This window comes from Anaerotignum sp. MSJ-24, assembly GCF_018918145.1.
Classification (GTDB): Bacteria; Bacillota; Clostridia; order Lachnospirales; family Anaerotignaceae; genus Metalachnospira.
Window position 1 is genome coordinate 151,641 of the sequence record NZ_JAHLPX010000001.1, and the last position, 16,326, is coordinate 167,966.

The window sequence follows — 16,326 nt, forward strand, 5'->3', positions numbered from 1 at the left end:
TGTTTCTCCTTATATTCTCATGTTAATTCCTTCGTTTTTGAGTGTTTTCTTTAAATCACGAATGTCTACCTCACCAAAATGGAATATTGATGCGGCAAGACCTGCGTCCACCTTCGGAAGAGTTTTGAAAAGCTTAACAAAGTCCTCCTTACAGCCGGCACCGCCGGATGCAATGACCGGTATGGACACAACACTGCATACGGCATCAAGCATTTCAAGGTCAAAGCCGTTTTTAACTCCGTCAGTATCAATGCTGTTTACGACAATTTCGCCGGCTCCGTTGGCAACACATTTTTTTATCCATTCGATTGCGTCCATGCCGGTGTTATCACGTCCGCCTCTTGAAAATACGGTAAAACGTCCGTCAACACGCTTTACGTCAACGGAAAGCACAACGCACTGGTCGCCGTATTTCTTTGCGGCATCAAGTATAAGCGAAGGATTTTTAATTGCACCGGAATTTACGCTGACCTTATCTGCTCCGCATTTAAGCACTCTGTCAAAATCCTCGACTGTGTTTATGCCGCCGCCGACAGTAAGCGGAATGAAAATCTGTTCCGCAACCTTTTTCAATATATCGGTAAAAAGCGTTCTTCCTTCCGCAGATGCGGTTATGTCATAAAAAACAAGCTCGTCCGCACCGCCGTCAGAATAAAATCTTGCAAGGTCAACAGGCGAGGAAACGTCCGAAAGTCCAAGAAAATTAACACCCTTTACAACTCGTCCGTCCTTTACGTCAAGGCACGGAATAATACGTTTTGTTATCATTGTGCCGCCTCCTTTGCTGTCTTTACCGCCTCGGAAAGGTCAACGGCGTTTTCATAAAGTGCCTTGCCGAGTATTGCACCGTACATATTCATTGAGGCAAGCTTCTTTATGTCTGCTATTGTTGACACTCCGCCTGAGGCAACGATGTCTATATTAAAGCTTTCGTTAAGCTTTTTATAAAGCTCTGTATTTGTTCCGCCGAGCATACCGTCCTTTGATATATCTGTGCAGATAATGGTTTTTACACCGATTTTTTCGAGATATTCGCAGAAATCAAAGCATTTAAGCTCGGTTGTTTCCAGCCAGCCCTTTATCGCCACAAGTCCGTCACGGATGTCAACGCCTACGGCAATTTTATCACCGTATTTATTAACCGCTCTTTTAAGAAATGCACTATCCTTGACTGCTGCTGTTCCGAGAATAACTCTTGAAACACCTATATTTATATATTTATCGACAGTTTCATCGTTTCTGATTCCGCCGCCTATTTCCACCTTCATACCTGTTTTTTCAACGATAGCTTTAACGGTTTCTATATTTGACGTTGTTCCGTCCTTTGCACCTTCGAGATCGACAACGTGAAGCCATTCAGCACCGCTTTTTTCAAACTTTTCGGCAAACTCCGGTGGATTATTGCTGTATACGGTCATTTGCTCATAATCGCCTTTTTTTAATCTGACCGCACAGCCGTTATATAAATCTATTGCAGGAATAATATACATATTTTTCTCCTTTATAATACCACATTATAATTCACAGAATGCCTTAAGTATTCCGAGTCCGACTTCTCCGCTTTTTTCCGGGTGGAATTGTGTTCCGTATACATTGCCGTTTTCAACCGACGCCGTAAGCAAAGCACTGTATTCCGCATAAGCAGTAACCGATTCTTCGCAGTCTGCGGCATAATATGAATGAACAAAATACACACAGTCGCCTTCGTTTGTATATTTATATATACGGCTCTTTTCCTTATTTTTAGGGAAAATAAGTCCGTTCCAGCCGATATGCGGTATTTTAAGTCCTTTATCTATAACGTCCTCAATGGGCTTTACACTTCCCTTTATAAGTCCGAGCCCTTCGTGTTCGCCGTATTCATAGCTTTTATCGAACAAAAGCTGCATACCGAGGCAGATTCCGAGTATAGGCTTGCCCTTTGCCGCCTGCTCCTTAACGACCTTATCCAGTCCGCTTTCTCTAAGCTTTTCTGCAGCATCGCCGAAAGCACCTACTCCGGGAAGTATTATTCTGTCGCTTTTATCTATTATATCCTTATCGTTGGTAACAACCGCCTCTTCGCCGATAAAGGCAAAGGAGCTTTTCAGAGAAAAAAGGTTGCCAACTCCGTAATCAATTATTGCTGTCAATTATGTCATCTCCCTTTGCCGGTATTAAAGAACGCCCTTTGTAGAAGGTATTTCGTCCGCAAATTCTTCGTCTATTTTAACTGCCTTTGCCAATGTTCTGCCGAAAGCCTTGAATGTTCCTTCGATAATATGATGTGAATTTGTTCCGGCAAGCTGTTTTATATGTAGGCTCATGGGTAGGTTTCTTACAAAGCCGGAAAAAAACTCCTCCGTAAGCTCTGTGTCAAAGGTTCCGACCTTTTCCGTCGGTATATCCAGTCCATAGCCCAGAAAACTTCTTCCACTTATGTCTATTGCACAGAGTATAAGCGTTTCGTCCATAGGAAGAATTATATCGCCGTAACGGCATATTCCACGCATATCGCCGAGAGCATTTTTGAATGCCTGTCCAAGAACAATGGCAATATCCTCAACGCTGTGGTGGTCGTCAACATCAACATCGCCCTTGCAGTTCACAACAAGGTCAAAACGTCCATGCTTTGCAAAAAGCGTAAGCATATGGTCAAGAAAACCAACGCCTGTCGAAATTTCGCTGTTTCCGCTTCCGTCAAGGCAGAGAGAAACATATACGTCCGTTTCTGCGGTTTTTCTGCTTATTTCCGCTGTTCTCATCGGTTTTCCTCCTTAAATATCGTTTCCAATGTATTGATAAGAGCCGTCATCTGCTCCTTTGTTCCTATTGTTATTCTAAGATAATCCTTTATTCTTTCCTTATCGAAATGACGGACAAGTATGCCCTTGGCCTTAAGCTTTAAATAAAGCTCGCCGCCTTCCATTCTGTCGGTTCTTGCAAAAACGAAGTTTGAACAGGACGCAAGCACCTCAAAGCCGAGTTTGACAAGCTCTGTCGTTGTATATCTTCTGTTTTCGATTATCTTCCGGCAGTTATTTCTGTAATACTCCGCATCGTTTAGAGATGCCTCTCCTGCCGCAAGCGTAAGACGGTTTATGTTATAAGGATTTGTCGAAAACTTGATTTTTGTTAAATCCGCTATAAGCTCTGCATTGCCTATTGCATAGCCAAGACGTCCTCCGGCAAGAGAACGTGATTTGGAATAGGTCTGTACAACGAGCAGATTATCATATTCGTTCACAAGCTGAACACAGCTTTCACCGCCGAAATCTATATAAGCCTCATCTATTATAACAACATGGTCCTTATTGGACTCGATTATTTTTCTTATACAGTCAAGCGGAAGTATAAGCCCCGTAGGCGCATTGGGATTTGCTATGAAGATACAGCGGTTAAGATTGAGATAATCCTCAACGCCTATCGAGAAATCCGCTCTCAACGGAATAACCTTTGCATCTATATTGTAAAGATCGGCAAATACCTGATAAAAGCCGTATGTAATATCGGCAAAAGCCGCTCCGTCCTCGCAGAAAGCCATAAACGAGAAATTGAGCACTTCGTCCGAGCCGTTTCCGATAAATACGTTTTCCGGCTTAACTCCGTAGGTTTCCGCAAGTCTTTTGGTAAGTCCGGTACAGACCGGATCGGGATAAAGCTCCAGCTTATTTATTTCCTCGCTGTTTATCGCTTCAAGTACCTTTGGCGAAGGCGGAAACGGTGACTCATTTGTATTAAGCTTTATGTACTGCATATCCTTAGGCTGTTCACCGGGAACATATTCCTCAAGCGAGGCATATTTTTTATCCATAAATCTGCTCATAGCCTTACCTCCTTAAAAGCCTGCCTTATCAAATCTTACGAGTGCGGAGCGTGCATGAGCCGAAAGACCTTCTTTTTCCGCAAAGTATGCAATGTCCTCGCATACAGCACCGAGAGCCTCTTTTGTATAATAAGTGAAGGCTGATTTCTTAACGAAATCGTCTACCGAAAGTGGACTTGAAAATCTTGCCGTTCCGCTTGTGGGAAGTGTATGGTTAGGGCCTGCATAATAATCTCCGAGAGCCTCCGGGCAGTTCTTTCCGAGGAAAATAGAACCGGCATTTTTAATTCTGTCGAGATAATCAAACGGATTGTCTACGCAAAGCTCAAGATGCTCGGGAGCTATTGTATTGGCTATTTCTATACCCTGTTCTATATTGTCGGCAACGATTATTTTGCCGTTGTTCTCTATTGACGCTCTTGCTATTTCCTCTCTGGGGAGTATTCTGAGCTGTGCCTCTATCTGCTCGGCAACCTCATCGGCAAGCTTACGGCTGTCGGTAACGAGTACGGCTGAGGCAAGCTTATCATGCTCTGCCTGTGAAAGCATATCTGCCGCAACGGTCTTTGCAGAACAAGTACCATCAGCGATGACAAGAATTTCGCTTGGGCCTGCAATCATATCAATGTTTACAATGCCGAAAACCTGTTTCTTTGCCTCTGCAACAAAGGCATTGCCGGGGCCAACTATTTTATCAACTCTCGGAATCGACTCAGTTCCGTAAGCAAGAGCCGCAATCGCCTGTGCACCTCCTACCTTAAATATACGGTCAACACCGGCTGTTTTTGCAGCGGCAAGAATAACCGGATTGATTTTACCTTCCTTTGCCGGAGTTGTCATAACGATTTCCTTAACGCCGGCAAGCTTTGCAGGAACGACATTCATAAGCACTGTTGAAGGATAAGCAGCTGTGCCTCCGGGAACATATACACCGGCACGTTCAAGCGGAATTATTTTCTGTCCGAGAACGATTCCGTCCTTTTCGGCAACAACAAAGCTGCTGCGTACCTGATGCTTGTGATAGTCATATATATTCTGCTTTGCCTGTTTGATTATTCTCAAAAATTCATCATCAACGGCATTGAATGCCTCTTCAATTTCTTCGTCTGTTACCTCAAGGCAGTCGGTAACTGTGTTATCGAATTTTTCGCAATATTTAAAAAGAGCCTTATCTCCGTTTTTTCTTACATCTGCAATTATGTCCGCAACGATGTCCTCTACGCCTGTTGCCGAAATGCCCCTTGCAAATATTTCTTCTGCCGATGTATTTGAATATTCCATTATTTTAATCATCAGTTTTCACCCTCAAATCCGCAAACGGAGTTAATGCTTTCGCAAAGCTCCATTATCTCTTTATTTTTGAATTTATAGCTAACCTTGTTGGAAATAAGTCTTGCACTGATAGGAAGAATTTCCTCAAGAACGGCAAGATTGTTTTCCTTAAGCGTTGTTCCCGTTTCAACAATATCGACTATTACGTCGCTCATCTTTAAAATAGGTGCAAGCTCGATTGAGCCGTTGAGCTTTATAATATCTATCTGACGGCTCTGTGACGCATAATACTGCTTGGCGATATTGGGAAACTTTGTGGCAACCCTTAATGCCCTTGCTGTGTTGTCCCTGAAACCCTTAGGGCCTGCAACGCACATACGGCATTTTCCCATATTGAGATCCAGAAGCTCATATACGTCCGGCTCATACTCCAGAAGTATATCCTTTCCGGCAACACCTATGTCTGCCGCACCTCTTTCGACATATATTGCAACATCGGAAGGCTTTACCCAGAAATATCTTATGCTGTTTTCTTCGCTTTCAAATATAAGCTTTCTGTTTGTTTCGAGTATTGACGGACAGCTGTATCCGGCTTTATCGAATATATCATATACCTTCTCTCCCAGTCGTCCTTTGGGAAGAGCTACATTAATTATCTCCTTCAATGCTCTCAAGCCCCCTTTCTGTCATGCGGTAAACCTTTCCGTATCGTCCGTTTGCCGGTATACATTTAAGCACCGCAACCGATGAATTTTCCTCACTGAGCTTTTGCACTGCGGCTGTAAGCTCCTTTGCGGAAATGCTGTCGTCATATACAACAAGCACATCTGCATCGTTTTCCTCATCGGTAAGATTGAGCCAGTCCAGCATATCCAGATAAACCGCAAAGCCGATTGCTCCGGCCTTTTTGCCGAACTTATGCACAAGATTGTCATAACGTCCGCCGGAAAGAATGTTGGAAGGAATTCCGGCAACATAGCCCTTGAAAACTATGCCGTTATAATAATTCATATCGTTTATTATTGAAAAATCAATATTTATATTTTTTTCACAGCCGTAAAGCTTTAATATTTCATAAACACCCTTAAGCTCGTTTATGGCTGAATCGGTTTTTTCGTTTATGCTGAGCTGTTCAAGCTCTTCGGTTATTTTCTCAAAGGGGCCGTAAAGAGAGGCAAGCTGGACAGCTCTTCTTGTGACTGCCCTGCTTATTCCGGCTCTTTCACACTCTCTTTCGATTGCCGTTGAATTTTTTTCACCGATATATTTAAGAATGGAATCTCTCATTCCTTCGGGAAGAGTTCCGAGAAGCTCGCTTATGAGTCCGGAATGGGAAATATCAAGAATATAATTTTCAGAAATCTGCATAAGGCTCTTTACCGCAAGCATAAGCACCTCGCCTGTTGAATAAAGGTCAATATCGCCGATACATTCAAGGCCCGTCTGGAGAATTTCGCTGAACTCGTGGCTGCCCTTTCTTGCTCTGTATACATTTTCGTTATAGTAGACCTTTTGTGTTTCTCCGCTGTCCTTAATGTTTTTGACGATTGAAAGCGTTACGTCGGGTTTAAGCGCCATAAGCTTTCCGTTAAGGTCGGTAAAGGTGATTATATTACTGCTCAAAAGAAAGTTTTTGTTTTCGGCATAGAGGTCGTATTCCTCGAACTTACTCATTTTGTACTGTTTATAGCCGAATTTTTTATAAAGATTTTTGAAGCTTAAAATTGCTTCTTCATCATTTCTGATATGTATAATATTCTCGTTCATAATTCTGCTCCCCTGATTTTTGATGTCAACATTATAACTCACCTGTTATCGTTAGTCAATAATTTACTTTATTAAATTATCGAATTAGTGAATTAGCATGGTAAAGTGATATGATAAACGTCATAAAATCGGCTCTAAACCGTTACATTATATAATTAGTGTGTATTGATTAAAAAGTTTTGGTGGATTATAATTAGTAAAAACAGGTTAGAAATTTCATTGAAAGGATGTAATATTTATGGAACTTATCAAAAAAGCACTGCTTGCTTATATAACGGTCGGCTTTGTTTTTATAATAATGGGCATATGCTTTCTTGCATGGCCGCATGCATCCCTTGTTACCATATGTTATGCAATCGGTGCGGTCGTTCTTATATGGGGAATTATGAAAATAGTTGATTTCGTTAAGAACAGGGAAAAAGGATTTTCGTATCAGTTCAATCTTGTTCTCGGCATATTTCTTGCGGCTGTCGGACTTATTCTTATAATAAATCCCGATATAATCATTCCGATACTTCCTATTGTTGTCGGAATAATACTTACCGCAGACGGCATACAGAAGATAAAAGCCGGATTCGACGCTAAAAGAATGCTCCATGAAAAATGGTGGCTTATCGAGATTGTCGCACTCATCACAATAGTATTCGGCATATGCCTTATACTCAACCCGTTTGCGATAACAAATGTCGTTGTAAGGCTTATTGGTTTTGCCCTTCTTATCGACGGTGTCCAGAACCTTATTGTTATAATAAGCACATTCAAGCTTATGAGCACAATGGTTTCCGATGATGATGTTAAAAATGCCGAATATGTTGAATCCGACATACCTTACGCAGACAACAGCGATGTAAAGACAGAAAAGATTGACGATTCGGAAATAATCGTTGAGGACAACAATGACAAGGATTAATTGTGAACAACAAAAAGCAGATGGTTTGCACCACCTGCTTTATTTTTTGCTTATTTTATAGGTTTAATAATTTTACTCTGACACAGGTCTTTCCTGTGCTCCTTCAGCACCGACTGCGTTTAATGCCTCGCTAATAATATCTGTTTTTGCATCTGACCAAGGATAGTTTTCCGATTCAAAGCCGGCTGACTCCATAAGCTCCTTACCGCTTTCACCTGTAAGTGCCTGTGCGGTATTTACCGCAAGCATAAGCTGTTCGTTTATTTCCGCAAGCTTATCGGAATCCTGTTCACTGAGCCATTCGGCAACAACCTGTTTTGTTTCATTTGTATTCATTGTCGTGTCTATGCTCCAATCAAGAAGCTCTGCACCGAAAGGAACGGCTTTGAGCGAGCTTCCGGCTGTACCGACCTCCATATTGTCTCTTATATCCACAAGTACGGAAATAAGCTTTTCTTCGTCCTCTGCATTAATATCTGCCGCATCGGAGGCTGTGTCCGTTGTTTCTGTCTTTGAACTGTCAGTCGTTGATGTATCCGATTTTGCACAGGCGGAAAGTGCCATTGCCGATACCGCCATTAAAACAATAATATTCTGCTTAATTGATTTCTTCATATTTAACACTCCCTTTATCATTTTTAGGAATATACTTAATTTATGTACTCATATTATACAGCTTTATTTTTCCGTATCAATATAAGTCGGCAATTTGAAATATTTTCTTAAGATATTTTTCATTTATATTCAGCTTTGGCAAGTATTGATTATATTTATACCGTATGATACATTAATATTACAGTTTTTTATTAAGGAGGAACACAAATGAAAAAATTTTTAGCGGTATTGACAGCATCAATACTCACTGTTTCATCGGCAACTGCTGTTTTTGCGGCAGACAATGCTACTGATTACACAGAGGCACTCACTTATGTAACAGAAAACAAGATAATGGTCGGCGATGACAAGGGCGAATTCAACGGAGATGCGGAGATAACACTTGAACAGGTATTACAGGTGCTTTATACTCTTTGCGAAAAACCTAATTTAGGAAAAGACACAGCTAAGTTCGAAAACATCGATGGCACATGGTTTGAAGCAGCCGTTGACTGGGCACAGGAAGCCGGAATTATTGAAAACGGCACAGTATTCAATACCGGTTCATTGGTTACAGGCAATGACGCAAAAGCTGTATTTGAAAAATATAAAGAATACCTTCATATTAAATTAGACACAGAAAAGCTCACAGCTATCGGTGATAAGGCTTTAACAAGAAATGATTTTGCAACCGTTATTTTTAACTATTCAAAAGAAACAAAACAGATTGAAATGAACGCAAAGGACTATATTGCCGCAAATTCCGACAAATGGTTCTTAACGGGAAAAACAGAATACACTGTTCAGGCAATGACAGTATCAAAGGATTATTCATTCACAAACTTCCTTGAAGGCACAGACTACACAGCAACAGACAACGGCGAAAGCGTTGTTTTAAAAGGCATAAGCGGAGAAATGTGGATGACAAAAATGTCAAAGGTTATCGCTACATATACAAAAGAAGACGGCTCACCTCTTACAGCCGATGATTTCGTAAAAGATACATTCATCAACATAAAGGCAATTCCTTCGGCAAACACAAACTTTGCTATGTTTGTTCCGACAGAATATAAGCTTACTGTTGAAACAGCATGGGGAGATATACTTTACACAAACAGACTTGCTGTTCCTCATTTCTACGGAGATTATCTTGTTTGCAGAGCCGGCGAAGACGGAACACCCGATTTATCGGATGTATGGGTTGTAAACGGCTTGAGCTTCAACACAACATATAACGTACCTCAGAATTGATTTGATTAACACAGAACTCCCTATCCGAAACGGACAGGGAGTTTTTTTCACGGCTTATTTTATTTACTGAATATTCCGCTTTCTTTTATTGCTTTTGCGGCCTCTTTTATTTCTTCAACGGAATGAGTGAGCGCAAGACGTGCATAGCCTTCTCCGTCCTCGCCAAAGGCAGAACCGGGAGTTACAATAACGCCTGTCTTTTCCATTAAATCCATAACAAAATCGTTTGATGATTTGTATTTTTCGGGTATTCTTGTCCACATGAACATACTGCCTGTGCTGAGCTTTACGGGCCAGCCGGCTTCGCCGAATTCTTTGCTTAATACTTCACGACGGCGGCGGTATTCTTCTCTGTTATTGATGATATTGTCCATCGGTGAGTTAAGAGCGGCAACAGCGGCATACTGCACCGGAAGGAATACACCGTAGTCAATCTGCGAACGAAGCTTTTTGAATTCGGAAATAATCTGTTTGTTTCCGATACAGAAGGATATTCTTGCACCTGTCAGATTATATGCCTTTGAAAGTGAGTTGAACTCAACACCGACCTCTTTTGCACCTTCAAATGCAAGGAACGATGTTCCTTCATAGCCGTCAAAGGTCATTTCGGAATAAGCATTGTCATGTATAACGATTACGTTATATTTCTTTGCCCATGCAATAAGTTTAGGATAAAACTCCGGTCTTACTGCCGCCGAAACAGGATTTGCGGGATATGAAACGAGTATAGCCTTTGCTTTGTATGCAATATCTTCGGGAATGGAATCAAGGTCAAGCTCATAGTTATTCTCTTCCTTAAGATGATAATATTCGATATGTGCGCCCGAAAGGAACGGCCCTATCTCGAAAATAGGATAACATGGTGCAGGAACAAGGCAAACATCATCAGGGTTGAAAAGTGTAAGTCCGATGTGAGCAAGTCCTTCCTGTGAACCGTTTACGGAAGTGATTTCGTCAGCCTCAAGGTCAACACCGTAACGGCGTTTGTACCAGCCGATTACCGCTTCTGTAAGCTCGGGAATATCTGCGATTGCATATTTGAATTTTGCAGGATCATGGGCAGCCTCCAAAAGTGCCTCCATAGACGCCTTTTCGGGCACAAAGTCCGGTGTTCCTACAGAAAAATCGTATACCTTTTTTCCTTCTTTTATTAATTCTCTTTTCTTTTCATTAAGAACAGTGAAAATACCGTCCTTAAAATGGTTCATTCTGTCAGCGAATTTAATTTCCATGGTATCTCTCCTCCCTTTAGGTTAATTCTACCACAAAAGAGGACAAAATGCTATATTGCTTTTATCCAATATCCCATATTCTCCGAATTTTTTATAGGCATAAATTCGTCAAAACCGTTTTTTGCGGCCGACAAATCGGTTATTTCTCCGGCAACGGCAACATAGCTCTTTTCCTTATCCTTTCCGAAAAGTATGTGGCCGCCCTTTGCTGCCCTGTATCGCAGATATGTATTTCTCAAAATTCCGAGCGGTATATCCGTTGTATATGCCTCACGATAACCGAGCTTTATCCATTGGCGGAAATCGTCGGTTATAAGATGCTCATGGGTGGCAAACAGGCTGTTATCCTTTTCGTTTTTCTCATTGTCGGCCGATACCGTTTTTTTATCCGAAACAGGCTCGTCATTGAGTATTTCGTTTTTATCAATTATACCCATTTCGTCCAAAAGCTCCAGCTCACGACGGAATTTTCTTGCTATATCACGAAATGTATCATGCGGAGAAATTACCGCATTATCATAAAACGGCATATTCGGCGGAATTTCAGACACAGCTTCCGCCGCCGTTATTTTGGCGTTCTGTTCGGCATTTTCGACCGTTGTTTCAATTTCGGATATTTCTTCATTTGGACAGCTTTCTTCTGCCTCGGCATTTTCTGCTTCGGTTAAATATGTATCAGCCGATAATTCTTTGGTTTCGGTCGGTTCGGCGGTATATTTTCTGCCGTTTTCATATATTTCAAGAGAATATTTATATTCAAATGTATTTGAAACAAAGCCGTCGAGAATTATATTCTCCGGCATATGGCTTTTGCAGACAGCGGCGGCACTTATGTCCTCAAACATTATTCCGCTTCCGAACATATTCTGCGGATCGAATTTGGTTTCGAGAATGCCGTTTTGCCCTTTGAGCTTAAGCTCTCCGGCAAAGACAGCCGCACTCTGCTTTATTCCCGGAGCAATAAGATAAAGCTTAAAGCAGGAAGAGCCGACAGTACCTATTTTTCCGACATAAGCATAAAGCCTGCCCTTTCCGTTTATTATCTCCATATCACAGCTTCCGTTTATATTCTGAAATCCGTTTTTGCCCGTAAGCAGAACAAAAACTCTGTTGTATTTCCTGTTTACCATATTTATCCCTCCTTAGTGGAATATATATGGCTTATCCGGTTTTATTAGAACAGAAAATTAATCTATATCAAATTTGATTGTGCTTGTGTCCTCATAATCCAGTATGGAATCCTCATCAATCATATGGAATTTAAGCTTGATTGACTCGATGTCTTCAATACCGCTCTTATTAAGGCTTGCCTTAAGGAAGGTCATATCTGTGATAACCTTTTTGCCGGAATCGACTGAGCATGAGAATACGGGAGATATTTCTTCACCGTTTACATATACATTTTTGGCTGTAAAGCGATAATCCGTATCCGAATTGTTTTCGATAATAAGGTTTACCTTCTGACCGCCAAGGCTTGCTTTTTCAACACCTGTGAAGGTTATTTTTATGTCGTTGTCGTTGTAAATAACCTTTCTTGTTCCTCTTATGTCATCGTCCTTATCGTCTTTATCGTTCTTTGAGCTGCTTGAGCTTTTTGATGATTTAAGGGAAACGGTGTTTGTTGAATCGTCCCAGCTTACCTCTTTGTCAACTGCCTCTGCAACGGCTCTGATGGGAAGGTATGTTGTGCCGTCATAAATAAACGGTTCCTTGTCGGTTATAAGCGTATCGCCGTCAATTTTTATGCTTATGTTTCTGAATGTAACGGGAATGCTGAAATTTCCGGAACGGGCAAATGCTGTTGTAACTCCTCCGACTGCTATTGTTGCGACAACCGCACCGGCAACAAAATCCTTAAAGCTTTTCATAATTAAATACCACCTTATTCTTAAATATTTTATTGTTTAAAATCAATAAATGAATTTTATTACAGTGTTAAGTAAAATTCAATTTACAATTTACTTACTTTTGTATAAAAAAGAACCGTAGTTACAAGACTGAATAAATGTAACTACGGTAATATATTTTTATTCTGTAAGCTTTCCGCCAAGTCCCCATTGGTTGACAGGAATAAATGTTATTATAACACGATCGCTCGGAATGTCGGTTTCCGCTGTGATAAGCTCCGTCATTGAGTTGGTGAATATTTCGGCAGATTCCGAGCTTATTTCCTTATAAACCATAAGTGTGACAACTGCAGTATGCTCCGAATGCGAACCTCTCAAATATATATGTGCATTATCCTCTACAACGGCAGAAAGCCATTTGTCACGCTTGCCAAGCTCATTGATGAGTATATCGGCTGAGTCCTTTGTTAATTTGTCTTTCTGAAGGTCCGTAAGAGGAAAATTTGTTTTAATACTAATCTGCGGCATAATTAAGACTCCTTTTTTAATTCGTACCAATCATAACAATTTCCTTAACAGCTTCTTTTACGGTTGACGATGAAACATTGTTTTCGCTGTCCAATGTTCCGTTTATATATACGGTTTCCTTTGTTACCTGCTGTGTACCGTCCGAGCCCTGCTGAACGACCTTTCGATAGCTCTTGCTCTTTGTGTTATCATACTGATATTCGGTTTCCTTAGGTATTGTTTCGGTTTCCGTAGTTGTTACCGTTGCTTTTACGTTGATAAGCGGTTTTGTCTGTCTTACGGTAAGCTCTTCGCCTACATATATATTCGGTGTTGAATTAAGCTTAGGATTAAGCTCATATACTTCCTGCAATGTCATACCGTAGCTGCTGGCGATATACTGGAGATATTCACCGGATTTAACAGTATGTGTTGCCGTAACCGTTTCACCGGCTGTTATTTTGTTTTCTGCCGCTTCAACGGTCATTACCGTTGATGTATCAACAAACTGAGTTACTATCTGGACGTCCTCGGAATACGAAATGGAAACATTTTCAACACCTTCGGGAGTATATTTGTCATTAAGATACTGGAGCACCGTATTTGCAGCTTCCTGATTCGGGAGTGTAACAATTACGTTTCCGTTGACCGCAATGGCATATGCCTCTATATTATAAGCAACCGTATCACGGAGCTTTGTGAACATTGCCTCCGGTGCAACTGCCTGTGTTTTTGCAGATACATGAACGCCTTTAAGCTTTATATCATCCATAATCTGCACGTTTGTACCGACCTGTTCGGTAATAAGCGCCGTAACATTATTGGTGATGTCTGTTTCGGTGATTTTTCTTGTATTGATAACACCGGCACTTTCGCCGTTGACCAGAACCTCACTGCCGTTGCGTCGTGTCGCAAAGCCGATTATACAGGCAAGTATAAGCACGACAACTGCCGCAAGTATGGCAAGCATGCGACGACGTTTATCCATATAAAACAGTTTTTTCTTTCTCTTTTTTCGCTGATTATTATTATCCGTATTTGCGGAATTATTTCTTGCTCCTCTCGCAGAACCGGTTGAACGGCTCTGTCTTGACGAAGATCTTCGTTTTCTCTCTTCCATTAGACCACATCCTTCAGATGATTTTTTCATTTATTTTATAACATTTATTTTAGCCTATCAAAAGAGAATAATCAAGAATTGTAAGATATATTTAAATATTTTATCGAAATAAAGTTTATGCTTAAGCATATTCCTACAAATTCATTTTACGGCTTTACAAGTCGCAAGGTTGCTTAGTTCGATTTGATACAGAGTTTTAAATTAAATAATATCTTCCCGAAAATCATTTGTTAAAATGATTTTCAATAAAGTTTAGGTTCACCCTTTTTAAAGGGTGATGGGGTATGGGGCAAAGCCCCATAGCTTCAATCAATAATGCAGTGACTTAAGTATTTCGTTTGCCTGCTCAACGATATGCTCCTTGCTTATCTTCTTTGCCTTAGCGGAATCTCTGCTTTCAAGTGCCGCAATAAGGTCGATATGCTGCTGGCTCGGAACATTGATGTTCTTAAGCAGTCTTAAATATGCAATTCTGTAACGATAAATCTGTATTGATATATTGCTTATTATCTGAACAAGCTTTTCATTCTCTGTTGCATTGAAAATAATATCATGGAACTTTGTATCGCAGTCAAGTGCGTCCTTTGAATCCCCTCTTTCAAATGCCTCAACAAAGCCTCTGTGTGCCTCTCTAAGCTCGTTAATCTGCTTTGAGGTGATGTTTTCTGCGGCAAGACCTGCGGCAAGCTCCTCAAGAACCTTCCTTATCTCAAGAACATTTTTGATGTCCTTTTCGCTCATATCCTTAACCTGTGCGCCTCTTCTGGGAATAAGATCGACAAGGTTTTCAATCTGGAGCATTCTTAAAGCCTCTCTGATAGGTGTACGGCTTACGCCAAGCTCTTCAGCAAGCTGGTTTTCAAGAAGTCTTTCGCCGGGCTTAAGTCTGCCTGTAAGTATTCCGTCCTTAAGTGTGTTGAACACAACATCCCTCAAAGGAAGATATTCGTTTTCTGCAATTTTTACTTTATATTCACTCATTATTTTACCCCCATCAATTTAAGTAATTTCTTAATCCTTATATATTGAAAATTTTTGTTATATGCACATCTCGTATGTTAAACGTCTTTTTGACATTGTCTGCCGCTTTCTGTGCTGTTTCCTTATCCTTGAATATGCCATAGGCTGTCGGGCCACTTCCGCTCATAAGCACACCGACCGCACCCATATCCGAAAGCATTTTTTTGATATCGCCTATCATCGGACACATAGGTATAGAGGCATTTTCAAGCACATTGGAAAGCTTTGAGGCAACTGCGTTTATATCGGATTTCTTTATTGCATCTATCATGCCTTCCGTATCCGGATGGGAATATCCGTCGATTGCATCAATCGCCTTATAGACCGCCGCGGTTGACATACCGACTGCCGGTTTGGCAAGCACAATCCATGCTTCGGGACAGGCAGGAAGTCTTGTAAGAATTTCTCCTCTGCCTTCTGCCAATGCCGTTCCGCGCATAAGGCAATAAGGAACATCACTGCCAAGCTCCAGCGCAATAGCCGCAAGCTCCTCTCTCTTTATTTTGAGATTGTAGAGTATGTTCATGGCATAAAGCACTGCCGCACAATCCGCACTTCCTCCGGCAAGACCGGCCGCAACGGGAATGGTCTTTTTAAGCTCGATAAACACACCTCCGGGTATATCATATCTTTCCTTTATGACCTCCGCCGCTTTATATGCAAGGTTTCTGTTATCGGTCGGCAGCCATTCGAGATTGGTTTTTATTTTAATAACAGGCTTTTCTATCTTTTTTACAAACACTTTGTCATAAAGCTCCACAGTCTGCATAATCATTCTCAGCTCATGATAGCCGTCCGGTCGTTTGCCTGTGACATCAAGCGTGAGATTGATCTTTGCCCTTGCTTTGACACTGATATAATCCATGTTATCCTCCAATAAATTCTAAGTAAAATTTATAACGGATATTATTATAAACCAATTTGTATACAAAGAACAAGTATTGCATACAAAAAACCTTACACAGAAATAAATTAACAAACATTATTTCATTTGTTGAAAT

Annotated in this window: 18 protein-coding genes; 2 read left to right on the plus strand and 16 right to left on the minus strand. The window is 41.0% G+C overall.

The genetic code is table 11. The features are described from left to right. Positions 1–9: 9 nt before the first annotated feature. From hisF to KQI66_RS00730, 8 genes are read right to left on the minus strand one after another with little or no spacing between them, the layout of a single operon-like run. Positions 10–768, minus strand: a complete 759-nt coding sequence (gene hisF / locus KQI66_RS00695; RefSeq protein ID WP_216426790.1) for an imidazole glycerol phosphate synthase subunit HisF — start codon at positions 766–768, stop codon at positions 10–12. Beyond that, positions 765–1,490 (minus strand): 1-(5-phosphoribosyl)-5-[(5-phosphoribosylamino)methylideneamino]imidazole-4-carboxamide isomerase, encoded by a 726-nt coding sequence (gene hisA, locus KQI66_RS00700; RefSeq protein WP_216426791.1) that lies wholly within the window; start codon positions 1,488–1,490, stop codon positions 765–767. Before hisA ends, hisF begins: the two co-directional genes overlap by 4 nt. A 24-nt stretch (positions 1,491–1,514) precedes the next feature. Beyond that, positions 1,515–2,132, minus strand: a complete 618-nt coding sequence (gene hisH, locus KQI66_RS00705) for an imidazole glycerol phosphate synthase subunit HisH (RefSeq protein ID WP_216426792.1) — start codon at positions 2,130–2,132, stop codon at positions 1,515–1,517. Positions 2,133–2,156: 24 nt separating this feature from the next. Then, on the minus strand, positions 2,157–2,744 hold the full coding sequence (hisB, locus tag KQI66_RS00710; protein WP_216426793.1) for an imidazoleglycerol-phosphate dehydratase HisB: 588 nt from the start codon (positions 2,742–2,744) through the stop codon (positions 2,157–2,159). Further along, a complete protein-coding gene (hisC, locus tag KQI66_RS00715) occupies positions 2,741–3,805 on the minus strand; it encodes a histidinol-phosphate transaminase (protein ID WP_216426794.1) in 1,065 nt (354 codons plus the stop codon). Before hisC ends, hisB begins: the two co-directional genes overlap by 4 nt. 12 nt (positions 3,806–3,817) lie before the next feature. Beyond that, on the minus strand, positions 3,818–5,095 hold the full coding sequence (gene hisD / locus KQI66_RS00720; protein ID WP_442859968.1) for a histidinol dehydrogenase: 1,278 nt from the start codon (positions 5,093–5,095) through the stop codon (positions 3,818–3,820). Positions 5,096–5,097: 2 nt separating this feature from the next. Continuing rightward, positions 5,098–5,742, minus strand: coding sequence for an ATP phosphoribosyltransferase (gene hisG / locus KQI66_RS00725; protein WP_253287605.1), 645 nt, complete (start codon positions 5,740–5,742; stop codon positions 5,098–5,100). Then, on the minus strand, positions 5,726–6,844 hold the full coding sequence (locus tag KQI66_RS00730) for an ATP phosphoribosyltransferase regulatory subunit (RefSeq protein WP_216426796.1): 1,119 nt from the start codon (positions 6,842–6,844) through the stop codon (positions 5,726–5,728). Before KQI66_RS00730 ends, hisG begins: the two co-directional genes overlap by 17 nt. Positions 6,845–7,082: 238 nt before the next feature. Between KQI66_RS00730 and KQI66_RS00735 the strand changes: the two genes are divergently transcribed. Beyond that, entirely contained in the window at positions 7,083–7,754 is a 672-nt protein-coding gene (locus KQI66_RS00735; RefSeq protein WP_216426797.1) for an HdeD family acid-resistance protein, read from the plus strand. A 72-nt stretch (positions 7,755–7,826) separates the two neighbouring features. Here the strand turns inward: KQI66_RS00735 and KQI66_RS00740 are convergent, their stop codons facing one another. Continuing rightward, complete coding sequence (locus KQI66_RS00740; protein WP_216426798.1) at positions 7,827–8,369, minus strand: hypothetical protein; 543 nt, start codon at positions 8,367–8,369, stop codon at positions 7,827–7,829. 207 nt (positions 8,370–8,576) lie between these two features. Here KQI66_RS00740 and KQI66_RS00745 point away from each other — a divergent pair, with 207 nt between their 5' ends. Next, entirely contained in the window at positions 8,577–9,599 is a 1,023-nt protein-coding gene (locus KQI66_RS00745) for an S-layer homology domain-containing protein (protein WP_216426799.1), read from the plus strand. 59 nt (positions 9,600–9,658) lie between these two features. On the opposite strand, the gene KQI66_RS00750 is transcribed toward KQI66_RS00745, so the two are convergent. The 7 genes from KQI66_RS00750 to ispE form a co-directional block, all read right to left on the minus strand. Continuing rightward, positions 9,659–10,831, minus strand: a complete 1,173-nt coding sequence (locus KQI66_RS00750) for an aminotransferase class I/II-fold pyridoxal phosphate-dependent enzyme (protein WP_216426800.1) — start codon at positions 10,829–10,831, stop codon at positions 9,659–9,661. A gap of 50 nt (positions 10,832–10,881) precedes the next feature. Next, a complete protein-coding gene (locus tag KQI66_RS00755) occupies positions 10,882–11,961 on the minus strand; it encodes a hypothetical protein (RefSeq protein WP_216426801.1) in 1,080 nt (359 codons plus the stop codon). Between the two features lie 57 nt (positions 11,962–12,018). Then, a complete protein-coding gene (locus KQI66_RS00760) occupies positions 12,019–12,699 on the minus strand; it encodes a stalk domain-containing protein (RefSeq protein WP_216426802.1) in 681 nt (226 codons plus the stop codon). Positions 12,700–12,858: 159 nt separating this feature from the next. Further along, complete coding sequence (locus KQI66_RS00765) at positions 12,859–13,206, minus strand: phenylpyruvate tautomerase MIF-related protein (protein ID WP_216426803.1); 348 nt, start codon at positions 13,204–13,206, stop codon at positions 12,859–12,861. Positions 13,207–13,222: 16 nt separating this feature from the next. After that, positions 13,223–14,305 carry a G5 domain-containing protein gene (locus KQI66_RS00770; protein WP_216426804.1) on the minus strand — a complete coding sequence of 361 codons (1,083 nt, stop codon included), beginning with the start codon at positions 14,303–14,305 and terminating at the stop codon, positions 13,223–13,225. Between the two features lie 309 nt (positions 14,306–14,614). Next, positions 14,615–15,286 carry a GntR family transcriptional regulator gene (locus KQI66_RS00775; protein WP_216426805.1) on the minus strand — a complete coding sequence of 224 codons (672 nt, stop codon included), beginning with the start codon at positions 15,284–15,286 and terminating at the stop codon, positions 14,615–14,617. 37 nt (positions 15,287–15,323) lie between these two features. Further along, a complete protein-coding gene (gene ispE, locus KQI66_RS00780; RefSeq protein WP_216426806.1) occupies positions 15,324–16,190 on the minus strand; it encodes a 4-(cytidine 5'-diphospho)-2-C-methyl-D-erythritol kinase in 867 nt (288 codons plus the stop codon). Positions 16,191–16,326 lie beyond the last annotated feature (136 nt).

Bases quoted from the DNA above. Each gene is read 5' to 3' on its own strand.
- hisF (WP_216426790.1), bottom strand. From the start codon at position 768: ATGATAACAAAACGTATTATTCCGTGCCTTGACGTAAAGGACGGACGA.
- KQI66_RS00765 (WP_216426803.1), bottom strand. From the start codon at position 13,206: ATGCCGCAGATTAGTATTAAAACAAATTTTCCTCTTACGGACCTTCAG.
- KQI66_RS00745 (WP_216426799.1), top strand. From the start codon at position 8,577: ATGAAAAAATTTTTAGCGGTATTGACAGCATCAATACTCACTGTTTCA.
- hisB (WP_216426793.1), bottom strand. From the start codon at position 2,744: ATGAGAACAGCGGAAATAAGCAGAAAAACCGCAGAAACGGACGTATAT.
- KQI66_RS00755 (WP_216426801.1), bottom strand. From the start codon at position 11,961: ATGGTAAACAGGAAATACAACAGAGTTTTTGTTCTGCTTACGGGCAAA.
- KQI66_RS00770 (WP_216426804.1), bottom strand. From the start codon at position 14,305: ATGGAAGAGAGAAAACGAAGATCTTCGTCAAGACAGAGCCGTTCAACC.
- KQI66_RS00735 (WP_216426797.1), top strand. From the start codon at position 7,083: ATGGAACTTATCAAAAAAGCACTGCTTGCTTATATAACGGTCGGCTTT.
- KQI66_RS00750 (WP_216426800.1), bottom strand. From the start codon at position 10,831: ATGGAAATTAAATTCGCTGACAGAATGAACCATTTTAAGGACGGTATT.
- KQI66_RS00740 (WP_216426798.1), bottom strand. From the start codon at position 8,369: ATGAAGAAATCAATTAAGCAGAATATTATTGTTTTAATGGCGGTATCG.
- KQI66_RS00775 (WP_216426805.1), bottom strand. From the start codon at position 15,286: ATGAGTGAATATAAAGTAAAAATTGCAGAAAACGAATATCTTCCTTTG.
- ispE (WP_216426806.1), bottom strand. From the start codon at position 16,190: ATGGATTATATCAGTGTCAAAGCAAGGGCAAAGATCAATCTCACGCTT.
- KQI66_RS00730 (WP_216426796.1), bottom strand. From the start codon at position 6,844: ATGAACGAGAATATTATACATATCAGAAATGATGAAGAAGCAATTTTA.
- KQI66_RS00760 (WP_216426802.1), bottom strand. From the start codon at position 12,699: ATGAAAAGCTTTAAGGATTTTGTTGCCGGTGCGGTTGTCGCAACAATA.
- hisA (WP_216426791.1), bottom strand. From the start codon at position 1,490: ATGTATATTATTCCTGCAATAGATTTATATAACGGCTGTGCGGTCAGA.
- hisC (WP_216426794.1), bottom strand. From the start codon at position 3,805: ATGAGCAGATTTATGGATAAAAAATATGCCTCGCTTGAGGAATATGTT.